This window comes from Peribacillus deserti, assembly GCF_002863585.1.
Classification (GTDB): domain Bacteria; phylum Bacillota; class Bacilli; order Bacillales; family DSM-1321; genus Paraperibacillus; species Paraperibacillus deserti_A.
Genome location: NZ_PGUY01000005.1, coordinates 1 through 19,590 on the forward strand (window position 1 = coordinate 1; position 19,590 = coordinate 19,590).

Annotated in this window: 16 protein-coding genes, 1 pseudogene and 1 other annotated feature; of the genes and pseudogenes, 3 read left to right on the top strand and 14 right to left on the bottom strand. The window is 40.6% G+C overall.

The annotated features are described in order from the left end of the window. Nucleotides 1-869: 869 nt before the first annotated feature. From thiI to refZ, 4 genes and pseudogenes are all read right to left on the bottom strand, one after another. The gene (thiI, locus tag CUU66_RS02085) at nt 870-2,078 is read right to left on the bottom strand and encodes a tRNA uracil 4-sulfurtransferase ThiI (RefSeq protein WP_101640035.1); all 1,209 of its coding nucleotides are present in this window, start codon (nt 2,076-2,078) and stop codon (nt 870-872) included. A gap of 3 nt (nt 2,079-2,081) precedes the next feature. Continuing rightward, nucleotides 2,082-3,226: pseudogene (locus CUU66_RS02090) on the bottom strand (cysteine desulfurase family protein). A 408-nt stretch (nt 3,227-3,634) separates the two neighbouring features. Continuing rightward, the gene (gene ezrA, locus CUU66_RS02095) at nt 3,635-5,320 is read right to left on the bottom strand and encodes a septation ring formation regulator EzrA (protein WP_101640036.1); all 1,686 of its coding nucleotides are present in this window, start codon (nt 5,318-5,320) and stop codon (nt 3,635-3,637) included. A 480-nt stretch (nt 5,321-5,800) separates the two neighbouring features. Then, a complete protein-coding gene (gene refZ / locus CUU66_RS02100; RefSeq protein WP_180955123.1) occupies nt 5,801-6,457 on the bottom strand; it encodes a forespore capture DNA-binding protein RefZ in 657 nt (218 codons plus the stop codon). Nucleotides 6,458-6,604: 147 nt separating this feature from the next. On the opposite strand from refZ, the gene CUU66_RS02105 reads away from it, so the two are divergent. Next, complete coding sequence (locus CUU66_RS02105) at nt 6,605-7,084, top strand: GAF domain-containing protein (protein WP_101640038.1); 480 nt, start codon at nt 6,605-6,607, stop codon at nt 7,082-7,084. Between the two features lie 52 nt (nt 7,085-7,136). Here CUU66_RS02105 and CUU66_RS02110 read toward each other — a convergent pair whose 3' ends face one another. Next, the gene (locus CUU66_RS02110) at nt 7,137-9,014 is read right to left on the bottom strand and encodes a sensor domain-containing diguanylate cyclase (protein ID WP_101640039.1); all 1,878 of its coding nucleotides are present in this window, start codon (nt 9,012-9,014) and stop codon (nt 7,137-7,139) included. A 526-nt stretch (nt 9,015-9,540) separates the two neighbouring features. Between CUU66_RS02110 and rpsD the strand changes: the two genes are divergently transcribed. Further along, entirely contained in the window at nt 9,541-10,143 is a 603-nt protein-coding gene (gene rpsD, locus CUU66_RS02120) for a 30S ribosomal protein S4 (RefSeq protein ID WP_101640041.1), read from the top strand. Nucleotides 10,144-10,160: 17 nt separating this feature from the next. Here the strand turns inward: rpsD and CUU66_RS02125 are convergent, their stop codons facing one another. From CUU66_RS02125 to tyrS, 6 genes are all read right to left on the bottom strand, one after another. Then, nucleotides 10,161-10,574, bottom strand: a complete 414-nt coding sequence (locus CUU66_RS02125) for a hypothetical protein (protein ID WP_101640042.1) — start codon at nt 10,572-10,574, stop codon at nt 10,161-10,163. Between the two features lie 232 nt (nt 10,575-10,806). Then, nucleotides 10,807-11,118, bottom strand: a complete 312-nt coding sequence (locus CUU66_RS02130; RefSeq protein WP_101640043.1) for a nucleotidyltransferase domain-containing protein — start codon at nt 11,116-11,118, stop codon at nt 10,807-10,809. Beyond that, nucleotides 11,075-11,479, bottom strand: a complete 405-nt coding sequence (locus CUU66_RS02135; protein ID WP_101640044.1) for a hypothetical protein — start codon at nt 11,477-11,479, stop codon at nt 11,075-11,077. The genes CUU66_RS02130 and CUU66_RS02135 overlap by 44 nt, the downstream gene beginning before the upstream one ends. Then, nucleotides 11,463-12,149, bottom strand: coding sequence for an HNH endonuclease (locus tag CUU66_RS02140; protein ID WP_101640045.1), 687 nt, complete (start codon nt 12,147-12,149; stop codon nt 11,463-11,465). Before CUU66_RS02140 ends, CUU66_RS02135 begins: the two co-directional genes overlap by 17 nt. Before the next feature lie 526 nt (nt 12,150-12,675). After that, nucleotides 12,676-13,056 carry a hypothetical protein gene (locus CUU66_RS02145; protein WP_101640046.1) on the bottom strand — a complete coding sequence of 127 codons (381 nt, stop codon included), beginning with the start codon at nt 13,054-13,056 and terminating at the stop codon, nt 12,676-12,678. 267 nt (nt 13,057-13,323) lie between these two features. Then, nucleotides 13,324-14,586, bottom strand: coding sequence for a tyrosine--tRNA ligase (gene tyrS / locus CUU66_RS02150; protein ID WP_101640047.1), 1,263 nt, complete (start codon nt 14,584-14,586; stop codon nt 13,324-13,326). A gap of 62 nt (nt 14,587-14,648) precedes the next feature. Beyond that, nucleotides 14,649-14,872, bottom strand: a binding site (T-box leader). A gap of 144 nt (nt 14,873-15,016) precedes the next feature. Here tyrS and CUU66_RS02155 point away from each other — a divergent pair. Further along, complete coding sequence (locus CUU66_RS02155; protein ID WP_101640048.1) at nt 15,017-17,851, top strand: transglycosylase domain-containing protein; 2,835 nt, start codon at nt 15,017-15,019, stop codon at nt 17,849-17,851. A 45-nt stretch (nt 17,852-17,896) separates the two neighbouring features. On the opposite strand, the gene CUU66_RS23920 is transcribed toward CUU66_RS02155, so the two are convergent. The 3 genes from CUU66_RS23920 to CUU66_RS02170 all read right to left on the bottom strand — a co-directional run bounded on the left by CUU66_RS23920 (nt 17,897) and on the right by CUU66_RS02170 (nt 18,988). Then, nucleotides 17,897-18,037, bottom strand: coding sequence for a hypothetical protein (locus CUU66_RS23920; protein WP_180955124.1), 141 nt, complete (start codon nt 18,035-18,037; stop codon nt 17,897-17,899). Between the two features lie 74 nt (nt 18,038-18,111). Beyond that, nucleotides 18,112-18,393 (bottom strand): hypothetical protein, encoded by a 282-nt coding sequence (locus CUU66_RS02160; protein ID WP_101640049.1) that lies wholly within the window; start codon nt 18,391-18,393, stop codon nt 18,112-18,114. 295 nt (nt 18,394-18,688) lie between these two features. Further along, a complete protein-coding gene (locus CUU66_RS02170; protein ID WP_101640051.1) occupies nt 18,689-18,988 on the bottom strand; it encodes a hypothetical protein in 300 nt (99 codons plus the stop codon). Nucleotides 18,989-19,590 lie beyond the last annotated feature (602 nt).

Sequence of the window (19,590 nt, forward strand, 5' to 3'; positions counted from 1 at the left end):
CCATCCAAAAGCTGAATGATGATCTTTTTTAATTAGAGGCAAAACACTAAAAGAAAAGCAGACACCTGATAAAGAAGACTTGCTGATTGGCAAGCGATAGCGAAGACAGAAGCTTAGTCGCCCTTACCACGCTTGAACGGCAACGTCCTGTGGCCCCGCCTGGCTCGCACATCCTGTGCTTCGTGCGTTAGCCCGGCATAAGACGAGCGGCAGTGAAAGGCCGATTTTGCCTTTTAATGGTGATTGGCTTATGACCGAAGGTGTCAGTCCAGAGCTGGACAATACCCGCTGCTCTCGCACAAAAAAGCGGAAAGCGGTGCCTGGCCAACATATAAAAATTAAAAGCTGAGTGTTAATCCCAATAGATATAAAATTGTAAACAAATTGGCAGGCAGAGACCCGATAAAGAAGACTTGCTGACTGGCGAGCGAAAGCGAAGACAGAAGCTGAGTCGCACTTATGCTTTAGCCAAGCATAAGACGAGCCGGCTGTGGGGAGTGCTTTTCTCTCCATAGACGGATTGGCTTATGACTCGAGGGTCTCAGCTTGTAGCTGGATCAAGGAGTCTCGCACCTTACGTTCCAATCAACTTGTTTAACAACAGGGTTAGTTCACAGAACTTATTAAAAAACAACAACTTTTTAAAAAAGAGCCAAAATAAAAAAGCGGGCTTTCACCCGCTTCTTGCAGCCATCTTTTTTAATTGTCTCATATTGGATCTGCCTTAATCATCATACGGAAGGCGAAAGCCGTCTGAAGAGCCAGCATATCCAATACAGTACACCAGGGCTTTATGCCCTGTATCTATAACATACGAGAAACAGCAGCCTGCTATTCATAGTACAAATGGTAAATAATCCAGGGAACTTTTAAAATAAATCTAAAGAATCTTCTTGATCTATTTCCGTTTGTCCAGGATAAATGGTTACCGTTTCTATCCCATAGACCGCTTCTTCGACGAGTTCATCAAAGTTAACAAAGCTTTCGTAATAGTTAACCTTCTCTCTCTTTGGCTTTGTCTTTGGGTTAGCCGGCGTAAATACTGTACAGCAGTCTTCATATGGCCTGTTTGAAATCTCCAGGGTATCAATATCCTCAGCGATTTTCATAATATCCAGCTTATCCATTGTAATGAGCGGACGGAGTACGGGAGTATTGGTTGCTTCATTAATGGCATACATACTTTCCAATGTCTGGCTGGCAACCTGACCGAGACTTTCTCCGGTTACGATTGCTAGAGCGTTTTGATTCTCCCGGATCCTGTCGGCTACACGGAGCATCAATCTTCTCGTACTCGTCATGGTATAATTTTCTGGTATCTGCTTTTGGATCAGTTTTTGAATTTCTGTAAAAGGGACAATATGCAGAGTGATCCGGCCGCTTACTTCAGCCAACTTACTGCAAAGGTCCAAAACCTTCTGTTTTGACCGTTCGCTTGTGAAGGGAGGGCTGTGGAAATGCACGCACTCAAGATCCAATCCCCTCTTCATTGATAGATACCCTGCTACAGGGCTGTCAATTCCTCCTGATAGCATCAGCATCGCCTTCCCGCTGTTCCCGATAGGCAGACCGCCTGCTCCCGGTATAATTTCTCCTGAAAGAAAAATCGCTTCTTTTCTGATCTCAACTCGCAGAGTCAGGTCCGGGTTTTTTACATCTACTTTGATTCCATCCATATTCTGCAATATATGGCCGCCCAGGATATGGTTCATTTCGTCCGTTGAATAAGGGTAATCTTTATCTGATCTCCTGGTATTTATTTTAAACGTAGCTATTCCGTTTAAATCTGAAACATAGAGAAGGGCTGCATCTTTCACTGCTTCGATATCCCGCTCAGCTTTCATGGCCGGGCTGAAATTTTGAATGCCAAAGATACCTTTTAGAATGCTTGCTACAGCCTTGTGGTCTTCACCATTTAACAATACATACATGCGGTCTCTATCTGCCTCGACATGAACTCTCTCAAAATTCCTAAGAGCTCTTTTGATATTTCGTTTGAGTTTGTCTATAAAACCTTTTCGGTTTCTTCCTTTTGTAGAAATCTCTCCATAACGGATTACTATGTGATCGTATATCATTCTTTACCTCATTACCTCTCGTAGTTTGATGATCGTTTCTCTTATTGCTGTTAATACTGCCTCTGCTTCGGCCGCTGAGTTTTGCCAGGAAAGGCTGATCCGTACTGTACTCTCTGCCCGTCCTTTGTCCTGAAACATGGCAAGCACTGTGCTGCTTATCGTTTTTCTTTTGGAAGAGCAGGCACTGGTTGTAGATAGGAAGATATCCTTTTCTTCAAGCGCATGAACAAAAACTTCTGATTTAAGTCCTGGAATTGAAAAGTTTAAAATATGCGGAGCCGAATGTTCTTCAGGTGAATTGATCACCACTCCTTCTATCTTCCCCAGCCCTTCCCTGAGCTGTTTTTTATGTTCAACAGCTTGGGGATTCCTTTGTCGCGCTGCTCCATGGACATTCTGAGTGCCTTTGCCATCGCAACGATGCCGGCAACATTTTCAGTTCCGGAGCGAAACCTTGATTCCTGACTCCCTCCGGAAAATAAAGGGGAAATATGCACGCCGTCTCTAATATATAAAACGCCGCTGCCCTTTAACCCATGAAATTTATGGGCTGAAAGAGTGAGCAGATCTATTTGACTCTTTTTTATATCAAGCGGAACCTTACCGGCTCCCTGCACATAATCAACATGAAAAAGGATTTTGGGATACTCCGCTAATAACTTACCTATTTCCTCGATCGGCTGCAATGCTCCAACTTCATTATTAACATGCATAACAGAAACCAGGATTGTATCCGTTCGGATGGAATGCAAAAGATCCTGTACGGCTATCCTGCCCGCTGAATCCACCGGCAGATACGTTACATCGAAATCAAATTCCTCGCTTAACTGTTCAAAGGCTTCTATTACAGAGGGATGTTCCACAGCCGTTGTAATAATATGCTTCCCACGTTTTGCATGCATAAGAGCCGTTCCTTTAATAGCCAGGTTATTGCCCTCCGTACCGCCCGAAGTAAATAATACCTCTGACTCCTTAACCTGCAGGAGCTCAGCAATCTGCTGCCTCGATCTAGTAAGGAGCTTCTCTGAAGCCGCTCCTAATGAATGCAGGGAGGAGGGATTACCGAAGAAGTTCCCGGAAACCTTTATAAATGAGTCAAGTACCTCTCTATATGGTTTGGTTGTTGCACTGTTATCGAAATAAATCATTATATACACCTTCATCCTGTTCCAAAAAATGTTCCATAGCAATTAGTATGCTACAAAAAAACTGTTTCCTCTATAAGAAAAGCTCAACGCTGTGCCTGCCTGCACTTGGCAAGCTCCATGATTGGAGTTTTATTAAATAAAACGTGCCAGGTTAAACTCAAAATGCTGAGATTCGGTAAAGAAGACTCCCTGATTGGCGACAGAAGCGAAGACAAAAGCATAGTCCGCTTATCCACTTGTACATGCCGCAGCCTGTGGCACTCCCTGGCTTCTGCGTCCTGTATGCCGTGCTGAGCCCTCCTTAAAGAAAATCTTCCCTAATGGAGTGGTGCCCTCCGATTGAGCCAGTTATGATTAAAAAAGAAAAGTCTCCTTTAAAAAAAGAGACTAAAGTACAGCTTATATAAATTAAGATTCAAGATCGAGTTCGATTCTCTTTAAGCATCCCGGCTCAACCCTCTCAAGGACAGCTGCTGCCTGTTCCAGGGCCTCCTGATAGTGAAAGTTATGGAAGTTATCTTCAGCTTTTCTAAGGCCTTCAGCAACCGCTGGGTGCTTGCTTCTATAGCGGTTTCCATACTGAATCACTTTTTCTGCAATAACCATATGTTCTACGAGGTCCTTTGACAGATCATACAGCTTTTCCACGGAAGTCTCTGCTTTTTCAAGATAAATCCGTACGGAACCCATATCCAGAGGGATTTCTTCCAGTTTATCCTCCACATCAGACAAGCTTTCCTTCACTCCGGAAACATAGGACAGATAGTCCGAAGGCAGTCCTGGAATGTTGCTTTTGCTGATCAATCGGGAAATTTCCGACATTCTCTTTTTAAGGCCATTCACTGTATCCCTTGCTTCGAGTTCATCTTTTCTAAGTGCATGCAGCTTTGCCGTATATACCGCCTGTTCCTGCTTAACCTGCTGCAGATGCTCCTCTAGTTCTTTCAGTTCATCACTAAGTATGGAATGTGCCTGATTATCCTGGTCAAGCTTACTTTGGATCAGCATAAATCTCTTCGATATCTGGCTCACCAGTTTATCCATATTTCGCTGGAAATCAAGATCATTCTCAGGTAAATGATAACTTTGCAGCACCTTGGATGTTTCAGTTTTCAATTTTTCATTCTCAAATTCGAGGATCGAAATATCTTCATGTAAAACTGGCTCATTTTGAAAAATATATTGTCTTGCCAGAACTTCCTTTTCCAGAAGATCATACAAATCATTAATACTTTCCTGGATGTCTGAAATTCCCTTCTTGGCCTCGGTTGTTTCACCTGCTTCTAAATGGCTGCGGTAAATGGCCAATTCCTCTTCAAGCCTGTCCATTTCTTTTTCAAATTGAATGTGGCCCATTTGATATCCCTGGGCACTCATCTCAGCAAATCCTTGCTTTAATTCATCCAATTGTGAAGGAATCGCTGTTTGAGTTTCCAGCAGCAATTCAGGAATGAGTGCCATTTTCTCTTGAACACTGTTAAGGAGGGATTTAATCAGCAATAAGTGCTCACGCGCTTTTAAATAATTCCCGTTTTCGGTAGCTTCATCAAATTCACTCAGAGTCTGCACTACTTCTTCAAGCATGCTTTCGAGCTTGCCTGCTGCTTTGGAGTAATGATGCCGGTGCGCCAGCAGCGACTTTTTTAGGCTGCGATAGGTTTCCTTTAATTCTTCTATTTCAGCCCGGTTCTTCTCTTCACTGCCTACCAGTTCATTCAGTTCGTCCAAGATCTTTTGAATGCTTTTCTCAATATCTACCAGCTTTGTTTCTATCAGCTTTTGAACCTCTTTAGATTTCTTAAAGCGGAAACGGTCGGCAAATTCCTCTCCGTCAAATAGGAATTCTTCTATTTTAGGCATGTGCTGTGTGATGATTTCATCCCACTCTTTTCTCCACCGTTCAAACATTTCTTCTGTTTCGCCAGTCATATTTAATTGTTTTACTTTTGAAAGCTCATCCAATACAGGGCGGTTCATTATGTCCATTTTCCAGGCCTCAAGCCTGTCCAGTTCCTTATAATGTTTCTTTTTTGAAAAATACCCTAATGTAAAAAATAATAAAATGATCAGTATGGCAATTATTATGTATTCCATCTCCGGCCCCCTGCTCTAAGGAAAAAATCATCTATATAAATCATTCATAGTTAAAATTAATGTCAATGCTTTTATGATACCATGTTCACAATCATTTTTAACTAGAAAAATGATTTTTTTTGGATAATTTATTTCCAAATCCTGTTACGGCTGTGTATCTATGCTCTTTTCTCAAAAGTCATCTCAAATACGATTAGAGAATAGTGATAGTAAGTGTCATTTTTTCACAAAAAGCTTATTTTGATTATAGCAATTCAATCCTGCTTTTTCCTATAATATCTTTTAATGAATATTATATTGAAATCTTAAGAGGAGAATGGACTTTTACTGCTAAACGAGGAAGGGGGAACACCTATCTCCAGCAGGTATATAATCCATTACAAACAAAAGCAGAAAAAGCCAATGCGGGGGGCATAGGGGCAGTCACTTCGATTAAATTCTTAATTATAAAATACTCAACCATATATTCCGCTTACTGTATTATAAGACAACTTCCTTACCAGCAAAGGCGAGGGGATATTCTTTGGGAACATCCAATATATATATATCGATGAAATCATATAATTCCTGAAGATATTTCATTGTGAAATACTCTTCTCTAGGAAATTGATATAATACTTCCATTGAATATTGTGCGTGCAGAAGAGGGGCTGATAGAAGCCCTTTTAATTGCAGGATAAAGATAGGCAGCGATATATTCTTAAAGACGCCTTCCTGGATGCCTGTCTCCATGAGCGATTGAAGATAAAACTTCTCCTTTGTCCAATAGGTGGAAAGAATCTCTCTATTCAAGCTGGAATCAAAAGAAATTTCGCTGTATACAAATTTTGCAGCAAGATAGTTTTTTCTTTGAAAATGCAGGATTTCCTTCACTAGGTTTTTTAAGCATTCGGCAGGACCTGAAGATTGAATGGTTCCAAGATGTTTTTCAATCAGCTGCAGATACTCTTCAAGGAAGGATGTAAAGCAATATTCCATCAGCCCATTTTTCCCCTTAAAATAATAAGAGATCGTGGCTGAGTTCACACCGGCTCTATTGGATATATCGCGGACAGATGTAGCATGATATCCTTTAATTTGAAAAAGGTATAAGGCCGCCTCGATAATCGATTCTTTTGTTTCATTCTTTCGGCTCAAAATCGCACGCCCCTTTTCATAAGTTCTTCTTACTTATATTCTTTTTCCAGTTATGTTTTCCTTTGAAAAATACTCGACAAACTATATGATTAAATTACAACTCAAACAATATATTTGTAGAAAAAGATAGAAAAAGGAGAAAGAGACATGTTTAATGTACAATCATACAGCGATTCAAAAGAAAAAAATTATGAGCTTGTAATCAAACAGCTTAAGGCACTTGTGGAAGACGAACCAAACAGAATTGCAAATTTAAGCAACGCTGCTGCACTGCTTAATCAATTCCTTGATAGAATTAATTGGGTTGGTTTTTACTTGATGGACGATAAGGAATTAGTTCTGGGACCGTTTCAGGGTCTTCCAGCCTGTGTGAGGATTCCGATTGGCAAAGGAGTCTGCGGGACATCAGCCGGGAACAAAGAGACAGTACGGGTCGAGGATGTACATCAGTTCCCGGGGCATATAGCATGTGATGCTGCGTCTCAGTCTGAAATAGTAGTACCTCTTTTACTGGATGGCGAATTGCTTGGTGTACTAGACATTGACAGCCCAGAGAAAGACCGGTTCAATGAAAAAGATCAGGAAATGCTGGAGAAATTTGTTCAAACGCTTGTTCAGTATCTATAATTAAACAGGAAAACGCCCGTTTCGTTAAGATACGGGCGTTTTTTGGTTAACCTCATGGCAGAAGAAACATGTCATCATCATGAATGATGAGCTTGTTTTTACCTGAGTTTTTTGCACGGTATAAAGCTTCGTCAGCACGTTTGAAGAGCGATTTGGCTGAGTCCTTCCGTTCTTTTTTCCAATGAGAAATCCCACACGATATGGTCACATTCGGATTTGAGGTTTCATCCACCTTTTCAAGCAGCCGTTTTGCTATGCCTGCGCCCATTGACAATGAGACATCTGGCAGATATACAGCCAGCTCCTCCCCGCCCCACCTGGCACCAATATCTGTGCCTCTGATATTCTTAAGAATCAGATCTGCAACCTGAACAAGGATATCGTCTCCCACCTGGTGCCCATACGTATCGTTCACAATTTTAAAATCATCAATATCCATTAATATAAATGTGCCTTTTTCATCATCTTCAAAGGACAGGGCGATTTTTTCGTCCAGGAAATTCCTCGAAAATAACTTTGTCAATGCATCGGTAATGACCATTTTTTCCAGTTCCTCGCGAAGGATGGAATTAGCAAAGGCCAGCGTAGAATGGTGAATGAGCGACTGCAGCAGCTTAAACATGTCAAAAGTAAAAAAGTAGGGCTCCCGATGCAATACTACGGCGTACCCTTTCAATGAGTCGACCTGGATCATCGGTACAGCCATCACTGAACGGTAGGTTTTTTTCAGAATTGCATCCTGTACAGCCGTATCCCCGATATACAAAGGTTCTCTTTCGTTTATTATTTTTCCCGTAAGAAAGTCGATGTAAGAAGCTGACTCCCCCTCGTGGAAAAAATCTGTACTTTCAGTCAGCGTTTGAGGCTGCTGATCAGCATTAAGTGTGATAAAGCCAATTTCCTCCGCCTGAAAGCTCTTGCTGATCTGGCTTCGCATATAATTGAGGGTATCGCTTAGACGTAAATTAGAATTTAATTTATGAGAAGTCTCATTGATGAGCTGCAAATCTGCAACAAGACGCTTTGACTGCTGGTAGAGCTGGGCATTTTCAAGGGCCCCGCCGGCAGTATTCGCTAACAGCCTAATAAATTCTATTTCATCGTTTGGGAAGAAGAGTGTATCCGATGCAATAACTTCCAGTACTCCATATACTCCCTGTTTACCCTTCAGCGGGGCATATAAAGAAGATCTTCTATCCTGCGACGCATCTTCCAATTGAATAGCACCTGTTAAAAAGGCCTGCATAGCCGCTGTATTTTCACTGTCATATTCCAATTCCTTTATGGGCAGGCGCTGATGGCTGCTATTGTCATGAGAAAGGAGCAGGAAATAGGTGAAATAAGGATACACTTCTTGCAGAGTAACGATGATTTCTTCAAGTACCGCATCCATATCCATAGAAGAGTGAAACTTTTCCGTCACACGGAAGAGCTGTTTATAGCGCTTTTCTTCCTGGCCAATTTTTAATAGATTTTGAGCGTATTTTACTAGCTTGTAGCATTCTTCCGATAATAATTCCAGCTCCTCTTCATCCAAATAGCCAAGAGAACCCTGTACTTTTTCCTCAATTGCCAAGATACCCATTAATTGATGATTATCTTTTAACGCAAGTACCAGGGCATATTCGTTAAGCCCCGCACAGGGAGGGTCATTATAAAAAATCTTAGTAAGAGATTTTTGAATTAAAGGATCATTAACATCCACATGAATCATACTGCCATTCATGACGTGGGATTCTGCCGTTATAAGTGCCTGTTTCCCATGATCATATCTTTTGAAAATAATCTTCCTAGCATCCAATATGTTTTCCAGGGACTTAAGCAAGGCTGAGATATAATCTTCAAATGTAATGTTTTCACTATTAAAGTCCAGCAAATCAAAAAAGGAACTCTTCAATTCCCCAGACCACTTACTTTTCTGCACGTTCATTCCACTCATCCCTATTTTAATATCTGCCGGCTTACTCAAGTCCGAATTTAGTATATATTCATTATAAACGCTATTGACTAAAATTTCCTTTTAATTGACTGAATTAATTTTTTGTTTGGTCACTTTCTCTAATACTATTCTTGTGATCCAGCGGATTCCGCCGCATCAAGGCTTTGATAGACAGTAGTATGGCAGGCTCGTGCGGATATTTGCCTGCTCTGATTGAACTTGTATCAACTTTGGCCCCCTATTTAATGTTCTACCTTTTTATCTTCACTCAAAAAATATTCTTGTCTGTAAAGGCTATTGACTTTATTATTATTAAGTAATATAATGGCTTTTGTGTAAAATATCGCAGCCTGTGTGAACACTTATACGTATTCCATTTTGTTCCTCGCATGTGTGAGGTGCATCTCGTAACCCTGTGCTGCTAGGGCGAAGGTGCATGAAAACATAATGGCGTATAATCTTGATCACATCTGTTTTTATTTTACCAAAATAAAAACACTTAAAGGAGGAGTCATTCATGGCTCGCTATACTGGCCCAAGCTGGAAATTATCCCGCCGCCTAGGCATTTCATTAACTGGAACTGGTAAGGAATTAGAAAGACGCCCTTACGCTCCTGGACAACATGGTCCAAACCAACGTAAAAAGCTTTCTGAATACGGATTGCAATTACAAGAAAAACAAAAACTTCGTCACATGTTCGGAGTAAACGAGCGTCAATTCCGTACTACTTTTGACAGAGCTGGTAAAATGCAAGGTAAACACGGTGAAAACTTCATGATTCTTCTTGAAAGCCGTCTTGATAACCTAGTATACCGTCTTGGCTTAGCTCGTACTCGCCGTCAGGCTCGTCAGCTAGTTAACCACGGTCATATCACTGTTGATGGAAGCCGCGTTGATATCCCATCTTACCGCGTGCAGCCTGGCCAAACAATCGGCCTTCGCGAAAAATCCCGCAACCTTGATATCGTTAAAGAAGCAATCGACGTTAACAACTTCGTTCCGGACTACTTAACTTTCGATGCTGACAAATTAGAAGGTACTTTCACTCGTTTACCAGAACGTTCTGAAATGCCTGCTGAAATTAACGAAGCTCTAATCGTAGAATTCTACTCTCGTTAATGAATATAAGACAGATCCTAATGGATCTGTCTTTTTTTACGTTTCCCTTTGAAAGACAAGGCCTGGGATGGTCGATGAATTGAAACACACAGCATGGCCCTGGATGGATAGCTCCCTGGTTCCCTGATCCTCTGAAAATAGAGTTCCGTGCTGATATCGTCTAAATAAAATTGGTTTTCTCCCATATAAATTGTTTTCTTTTCAGCCCCACCGTGCTGCTTCATGAACAGCTGCCCAACATGTATTGCTATCTCAATAGAAATATGGAGGTCTCTATTTATATAAGTACCGGCAACATTGGCTAAGAATTCTTCCTTAAACTCTGTTACTTTTCTTTTGGGAATAGATAAGAAATCCATGATTGCTTGTTCATACCAGCTCCAGTTTCCCTGTGTAATGTCCACTTTCATTTTTCGGAACGCAGATTCCATAAAAAGATCATCTGTCAGCGTACGGTAATCCTTTAGCAGATTTATATATTTCTCCCGGCCGGTCCCTGATCTTTCTTGATAATATAGTGATTGTTCGTCCCTCTTAATAATATTCCCTACCCATTCGGTTCACCGTATTCTACCTAAATGAGGTTTGATTTTAATTCTTTATATATTCGTTTCTATTCGTAATTATATCGGTTGGATATTTCTTTTACTAATCTTAAAAAAACTATTCTTCTACGTTAATATAGAAAACGTCCTTTATAGACATTGCATTTACAATTTTCAAAAATCCAATTTCAATTTCTTCAATGATTGATAAATATGTAACATCAACCGGCAATCCACTTTTTGTCTCAATCTGATTAATTAAATTCAAACACTTATCAAAGATGTTCTTTCCAGTATAAATATTCGAATCGTAAATTACTATTAAATCAACATCTTTCGGATATTCCGAAATTAAAAATGAACCAAAAATATAAATATCTATATCTTCAGGTACCGTCCTTAGGCTTAGCTGAATTCTTTCTCTGTCCATTTTGTTTATACCCCTTAGGATCCTGCATATTAAGAGCGCCTAAAATTCCAGAATAGTCAAAAAGTGCAATATTGTTTTCTTTGGCCACTTTATATGCTTCACTGGTAGCAGCATTCCAATTACCTCCAAATACTATAAAATCTATGATTCCAAACTCTTCAATCGACTTCAAAACAGCAGCCGATCCCATTCTATATTCGTTAAGCAGTAAAATCTTATAAGTTCTATCTTCATCGTCTAAAATAGTAAACAAAATGTCCTGCTCTCTCATAACACTATTGACCTTTGTATGGGTCTTCAGTACGTTATAAAACCAGATAATTGAGCTATAAGGTACATTCCAATTATTTCTCGTAGACATACTTATCTATCACCTCTGTAAATTTCTGTGGAAATCTTTTGGTATTTTCTATTACCGTATAACAACTTTTCTCAAATAATTCAGCATGCACAATAAAATCCACACAAACTGCATATTCATCAATTTCGAATATATCCTCGTGTGCTTCAATTAAAGAAATAATTTTTTTATTATTTGGTACTATTATCGATAATTTTATTAGATCCCAGTATTTACTGATATTACTAAGGGGATTTTCTTTTGCTCTATTTGACTCAGGACCAAATTCTTCCCATACCTTTTGGTTTTTTAATACTATTCTTTTTATTGCCTTTGCCACATCCTTAATACTTGAATACCTTATAGTGCACATGAAATTATTAACTTTCTCTTCATGTTTTCTTTTCCATTCTTTAATTAACTCAACTGGGTATACTCCAGCAGGTGCTTTATCTATACTAGTATGGTGTGTGGGACACAACAGAATTAGATTCTCATAATTATCATTACCACCACCCGGTACACCTCTAGGTCCACCAGGTTTCTTAGCAATTATATGTGCCATCTCACCTATGATTGTCGGACTATCTTCATCTAAGTACGGAATACAATCTACACCACAGGTTGGAAAAGAGCATCTTCCAGCAGCTAAACCCCATAATTTCTTAATATCCTTTTCTCCAATGCTCATTCTTGACACCTCTAGAAATTATTATTATTTTACATCTATTGAGTTTACTGTACTTAGGATTTAATATCTCTCATCTTTTAAATAAGTTTTTATTCAAGCACTTCATTTTTTCATTATCAATTGTGCATAAATAATTGGAGAAATTTAATCTCTGCTAAGCCAAATTCTTTTTCTAAAATATCGATACTATAAAATTTTTTAATCTCTACTTTAATCATATCCATTCCATCATCCAACCCATTTTTTCATAAAGTTACATATTCACTAATACTAGTTTCGACAAAAGGAGAACCTTTCCCTTTCTAAACGCTTTATTTAAATGGATATTTTATGTAAAGAAAACCATCTATTTAAAGATAGATGATTAATAATAAAAAAATTTTAGTCTAAGAAACCTCATTTACTTATGATAAGTTTCCCTTAATGCAAACAGCTCGTGAATAGCATGACCAACGTTATCTTTGTATAAATAAATCAGCGCTGGATTGAAAGGTGCCATTATATCCATAAGCTCTTTAACAAACTCTTAAATTTCAAACCCATCTGCATTAAATAAAAGCATTCCAAATATCTGGTATTGGAAGAGGGCACTATCGAATATTACGGGTTGAGACTCCTTACTTTTTTCATATAAATAGTTCTGCCAGGTTTCCAGAGTAAGTTTTTTATAGCTTGTTTTATCCAGATACCAGGTATTATGTAAGTGAATCTCCTTTAGGCCATCTTCACCAATTAGTTCTACGGAAGAGTCGGCATCTATTAAGTCGACAATGAAGTAAGGGCCTCTCCTGCTGCTGTTCTCCTTAATCCATCTTCCTGCGGACGGAAACCGTTTGTATATACTTCTGTATTCATCCTCTGTAAGGCAGGCTTTACAAAAATACAGCAGTGGATGGCCTTTAGCCAATTCGTGGTACCATATATTCGGAATTCCATTCTGCTCTAATTGAATATTTATCAGTCTAGAATCGTAGACTTCCCATGAGCCGGGATCCCTTCAAGAAAAATAACTCTATGCTCCATCTCTTCCCTCCTCCTTCATATCTCTATATATTCAATTGTATTCAGACGGAATCTGGAATGGAATGTTTAATATACTGTGAAGTACTCATGCTGGGTGAAGGGAAAAGATGCATGTAAAAAAAGCACCGGAATTAGATCCGATGCTCTGTTCTTATTTATATTGAATCATTGTGTATTTCTTTTTTCCTCTTCTGATAATTGTAAATTGGCCTTCAATGCGGTCAGTCTGAGAAAGAATATGATTTAAGTCTGTAACCTTCTCTCCATTAATGCTCACAGCACCATTTTGGATATCTTCCCGGGCCTGTCTTTTAGATGGGGAAATTTTAGCATTGACCAGTAAGTCTACCAAGGAAATCTCCTCGTCTGCATGCTGTTCATATGAAGGGACATCCTTAAATCCCTGTTTAATTTCAGCGGCTGACAGGTTTTTAATCTCACCGCTAAATAATGCTGCTGAGATTTTAATAGCCTGCTGCAGCGAGTCTTCACCGTGGATTAAACGGGTCATCTCTTCAGCCAGAACTTTTTGGGCCTTGCGTAAATGCGGCTCGCTTTCGACTGAAGCAGCAAGGGCTTCGATTTCCTCGTGTGATAGGAATGTGAAGTACTTCAAGTACTTGATAACGTCCGCATCAGCCGTATTGATCCAGAATTGGTAGAACTCATAAGGTGACGTTTTTTCTGCATCCAGCCAAACAGCGCCGCTCTCTGTTTTTCCAAATTTAGTACCATCAGCCTTTGTTACAAGCGGAATGGTCAGACCAAACGCTTTGGCGCCTTCTTCCTGCTTTTTGCGGATCAGCTCAAGACCGGTGGTAATATTGCCCCATTGATCGCTTCCCCCGATTTGCAGCTTACAGTTGTACTCGCCGTATAGGTGGTTGAAGTCCATCGCCTGTAAAATGGTGTATGTGAATTCAGTGTAGGAGATACCTGTTTCTAAACGGTTTGCAATCGTATCCTTTGCCAGCATGTAATTGATCCCGATATGTTTGCCAAAGTCCCGAAGGAAAGTAACCAGGTCAATAGCACTTGTCCAGTCATAATTATTAACCATGACAGCCCCGTTCTCGCCCTCAAAGTCAAAAATCCGTTTCAGCTGAAGCTTGATGCTGTCTGCATTGCCCTTAACAGTCTCAACTGTTAATAAATTTCTTTCCTCACTTTTTCCACTTGGATCCCCAATCAATCCGGTAGCTCCCCCGACAAGAGCAAGCGGCCGGTGCCCGTGCTGCTGAAAACGGCGCAATGTAAGGAACGGCAGCAGATGTCCTATGTGCATGCTGTCTGCCGTCGGATCTATTCCACAGTAGAGTGAGATGCTCTCTTTATTCAATAAATCCTTTAGGCCTTCCTCATCGGTCTGCTGGTAGATGATTCCGCGCCATTGTAAGTCTTGTAATAAATCCATGTTCGTTTCCTCCCGGCATCTAGTAATTTCAATAAAATAAAAAACGCCCCTTCATAATGAAATGAAGGGACGATTAATATCGCGGTACCACCCAACTTGAGAACTGTAATAGTTCTCCGCTTAAAACGTTAACGTACGTCATCCGTTTGCTGCTACACTTCTATCAGGAATTTCGCAGCAAAAGCTTAAGGAGGTAATTCATTCGTCTATTTGTACCGGTTCCCACCAACCACCGGCTCTCTGTAACAGGGATAGAAAAACTACTGAATCCTATCGTTGCTTTTATCATATTTCTATTAATGAATTTTTATCAAATTTTAGTGCTGATGTCAAATGTATTTTTACCGGCGCAATTTGAAAAATGACGAAACTTGGGGATATTACAAGTCTATTTATGCTATAATGTATCTGATTTTAGGGGGTTGATAAAGTGGAAAATAACAGAAATCCTTTTAAAGATACTTTCAAGAAAGTAACTACTTTTTTGGAGGAAGAGAGAACAAAGAGATCGTTCAGCATTACATATCAGGTAATATGGAATTTGCTATTAATCTTTATAATCACTGCCGTTTTAGGAGTTTCATTTGCAGGCGGAGTCGGTGCCGGCTATTTTGCCTCACTTGTCAAAGATGAGGAAGTCCGATCGAAGGAAGACCTGAAACAGGATATTTACAATTTTAATGAAACATCAGAAATATTCTTTGCGAATAATGTGTATATGGGAAAAATGAGGTCGGATTTAGAAAGAGAAACCGTAACCATTGACCAAATCCCCGAACATTTATCCAACGCATTAATTGCCACTGAAGACGAATACTTCTATAAACATGACGGAGTGGTTCCTAAGGCTATTTTAAGGGCAATCTTTCAAGATATGACAAATGCGCCCATCCAGTCCGGAGGAAGTACCCTAACCCAGCAAATTATCAAAAATCAAATCCTTACCAACGAGGTCTCCTTTGACCGAAAAGCAAAAGAAATTCTGCTTGCGCTCCGGCTGGAAAAGTTCTTTGACAAAAAAGAAATTCTGGCAGCCTATTTGAACTTATCTACCTTTGGAAGAAATTCGAATGGTCGAAATATAGCAGGAGTCCAGTCAGCTGCAAAAGGAATTTTTGGGAAAGATGTTAAAAACCTGAATCTGCCGCAGGCTGCATTTATAGCTGGACTGCCGCAAAGTCCTTTTGGCTACACTCCATATACCCAGAACGGGACGATCAAGAAGAACCTGCAGCCAGGGCTCGATCGTATGAAAACCGTTTTAAGCAGAATGAAGCGCGAGGGATTTATAACGGAAGCAGAATACACCACAGCATCCAAATATAATATCGTCAAAGACTTTATCGGGCGGCGTCCCCAGCCTCAGGAGAAATATCCATGGCTGACTTATGAAGTTGAACAGCGTTCCATCGAGATCCTTGCCAAGTTTCTTGCGAAGCAGGACGGCGTATCAGAAAAGGATTATAACAAGGATTCAAAAATTCTGGATAAATATGAAACCCTTGCTGACCGCAATATTAGGCAGAAAGGATACAAAATTCACACGACCATCGATAAAAAGATGCTGGATAAGATGGAAGCAGCAAAAAATAATTATCCTAACTTTGGCCCTGATAAATACATATCATCTAAAACCTCTAAAACAGAACCTGTTGAAGTGGGTGCTATGCTCATCGAAAATTCATCAGGGAAAATTCTAAGTTTTATTGGCGGACGCGATTATAAAAGGGAACAAACCAATCATGCAACAAATGCCTTAAGATCAAATGGCTCCACCATGAAACCCTTGCTGGTCTATGCGCCCGGCCTTGAACTCGGCGCTCTGTCCCCGGGCAGTATCGTAGCAGATATGCCGATTAAGGTACCGGCCGGAAGCGGATATTATGAGCCTGGAAACTATGGGGATACATTCCATGGAATCACAACAGCCAGAACAGCCCTTTTAAATTCATATAACGTTCCAGCTGTGAAATTCTATATGGATATCCAAGGCAGAAATCCAGTAAATTATTTAGAAAAAATGGGCTTCAGCAGTTTAACGGAAGACGACCATCACAATATTTCAATGGCCCTTGGAGCCTTACAATATGGGGTCTCTGTAGAAGAAAACGTAAATGCCTATACGACTTTCGCAAATAGCGGCAAGTTTATAGATGCTTATATGATTGAAAAAATTGAAGCAGTGGATGGGAAGGTCATTTATCAGCATAAGAAAAAGCCGGTCAATGTATTCAGTCCTCAGACTGCCTATCTTACGCTTGATATGATGAGAGATGTGGTTCGAAAAGGAACCGCAGCCAGCGTAAACCACCGTCTGAAATTCAGTTCGGATTGGGCGGGTAAAACCGGAACAGGGCAGGATTATCATGACGCCTGGTTTGTCGCTTCTAATCCAAAAGTAACCTTTGGAACGTGGATGGGCTATGATACACCTAAACCGCTCGAGAAAAACTGGGGAGGGCTCACCTACTCCCAGAGAAATCTGTATTTATGGGCAGATCTCATTAATGCGGCTTATGATGCAAATTCGTCTAAAGTGTCTACCAGCAAACGGTTTGAGATGCCCGGAGGAATTGTCACCCGGTCATCCTGTGAAGTTACCGGCCTGCCTTCAGATATTTGCAGCCGGTTAAATATGACTGGATCGGATATTGCAAATGCAAAATTTGCAGCATCCAAAGTAGGCGGCACATTCAATCAGGGCAGATTTGTCCGGGTTGGGGGCAGAAGCTACACGGCCCTGCCGACTACACCCCAGGAATTTACGGAGCCTGGTTTAATGCTAAGCTCTGAGATCCTTCAGAAGATTGGCAGTAAATATATTGTTGATCCTGGTGGACTGCTTTCAGGAAAATCCGGATCATCAAGCGGATCTCTTAGTGAAAACGGCAAAACACCTGGAGCTGTCTCCATATCTGTTAGTGGATCCTCTATCGTTTGGGGTCCAAGTCCTGATTCAGATGTAATAGGATATAGGATTTACAGAGGCTCCTCAAAGGTTGGGATTGTCAAAGCTGGATCGGCGCTCACATTCAAGGCCGATAATGGAGCTTATATGGTAAGAGCCGTCGATATAGCCGGCAATGAGTCATCTGCCTCTAATATTGTGAATATCGGAGGAAATACAAAGACTCCTGCCAAGGAACCCGAACAAACAAAACCAGCTGCTGGTACTCCTGCGAAACAAGATGCGGTCAGTGAGCCAGAAGATGAAAATGAAGATGAACCTGATCAGGCAGAAACCGATGAAACAGAAGAGGAATAGTAAAGCACGCTCGCTCCTGAGCGTGCTTTTTCTATTTTCGTTATGCTAGAAAAACGTCTTGACTATGTCCTCCTGAGTATCGCACTCCGTACAGCGGTATTCTATCTCAAGGGCGTCCTCTCTGGCTATTTGAACGGTTTCTTTCTTACAGTGTTCACAATATCTTTCAATTTTCTTCTCAACCATATCAACACCCCACTTTAAATTCCGTCTCTATTTGTTTTATCCAGAATCTAAAACTCCAAACATCCTGCGGACCGCTATTTCGTTTCTCCCTGAAAGCTTTCAAACCTTTTAATCTGGCTGATGGTATCCTCTATTTCTGATATGTAATCACTAAACAAACTATTCTTACCATGAACCGTAAAGCGTTCCTGATCTACCGAGTTCAACAGAGCAATAACCGCTTTCAGCTTCAAATCATCATAAAACTCCATTTCGGAGTCTCCTCTAATTTTTCCGCTTACTACTAATTCCCCTTTAGAATCCTCCATCTCAAAAATATAACTCTGCTCTTCATTCTCGTTTAACTGCATATACATCCCTGCCTCCTGAATCATAAGTTCTTACACATGATTTATAAGACTATCTTAGATACTATCCTGTATATAAAAACGCGAAATAATACAAAATATAACCGAAAAAGGTGGTGAAAAAATGTTAGAAAAAGGTAAAGAAAATACGAGCTTAGAGCAAAGGCGCAGCGATCAGGATTCCCAGACCGGTTTCCGTACAGATAAAAATAAACAAACAAAAAAGAATAAGTAAAAATATGGGGGAACCTATTCTGGTTCCCTTTCCTGTTATTACGGAGTCCAAAGGATTCAAACCCAATCGCTACTGCTGCAATTCTCCATCAAAACCGACCGGAGACCCTGTAGAAGTATGCTCATTCACCCATTCCCTTGTCGTATCAGATACCGCCGACCAATTAGGAATTTTATCACTATTCTGCTCAATCCAGCTCATACAAAACTGCGGGTCGATCCCATCCTGCTCACAACGAGACAAAAACGATGTAACCGTCACATCATTACAATTTTCCCAAGTCCCGCAAGTAGTCTTCCAAATGTCCTCCATCTTCCGCAAAACAGGAACATCCGCCGGCGCATTATTAAAGACATTTTCTTCTTTCATACTTTCTACCTCCTGAATACAAAGTTACATATTACATTATGTCCCAAGAGGAAAAAAGCATGTAGATAAGGTATGGTGAGGTGAGGCTGGGTTTTTAAGTGAGCTTGATTAGTTTTGTTGGATCCTGGATTATCTTGGGCTGTTTGAAGAAGGTCAAGGCGGGGAACACTCGTAGTGCGAAGGACGAAATCAGGATCACGTGCTGGCGTCCTTTATACGGGGGATGAAGGACGAAACGGGGGTCACTTGGTGGCATAAAGTTCTTCATACGAGTGATGAAGGACGATACGAGGATTACCTGCTGGCGTAAAGTCCTTCATACGGGTGATGAAGGACGAAACGGGGGTCACTTGGTGGCATAAAGTTCTTCATATGGGTGATGAAGGACGATACGAGGATTACATGTTGGCGTAAAGTCCTTCATACGGGTGATGAAGGACGAAATGAGGATCACCTACTGGCGTAAAGTCCTTCATACGGGGGATGAAGGACGAAACGGGATCACTTGGTGGCGTAAAGTTCTTCAAACGGGTGATGAAGGACGAAACGGGATCACTTGGTGGCGTAAAGTTCTTCAAACGGGTGATGAAGGACGAAACGGG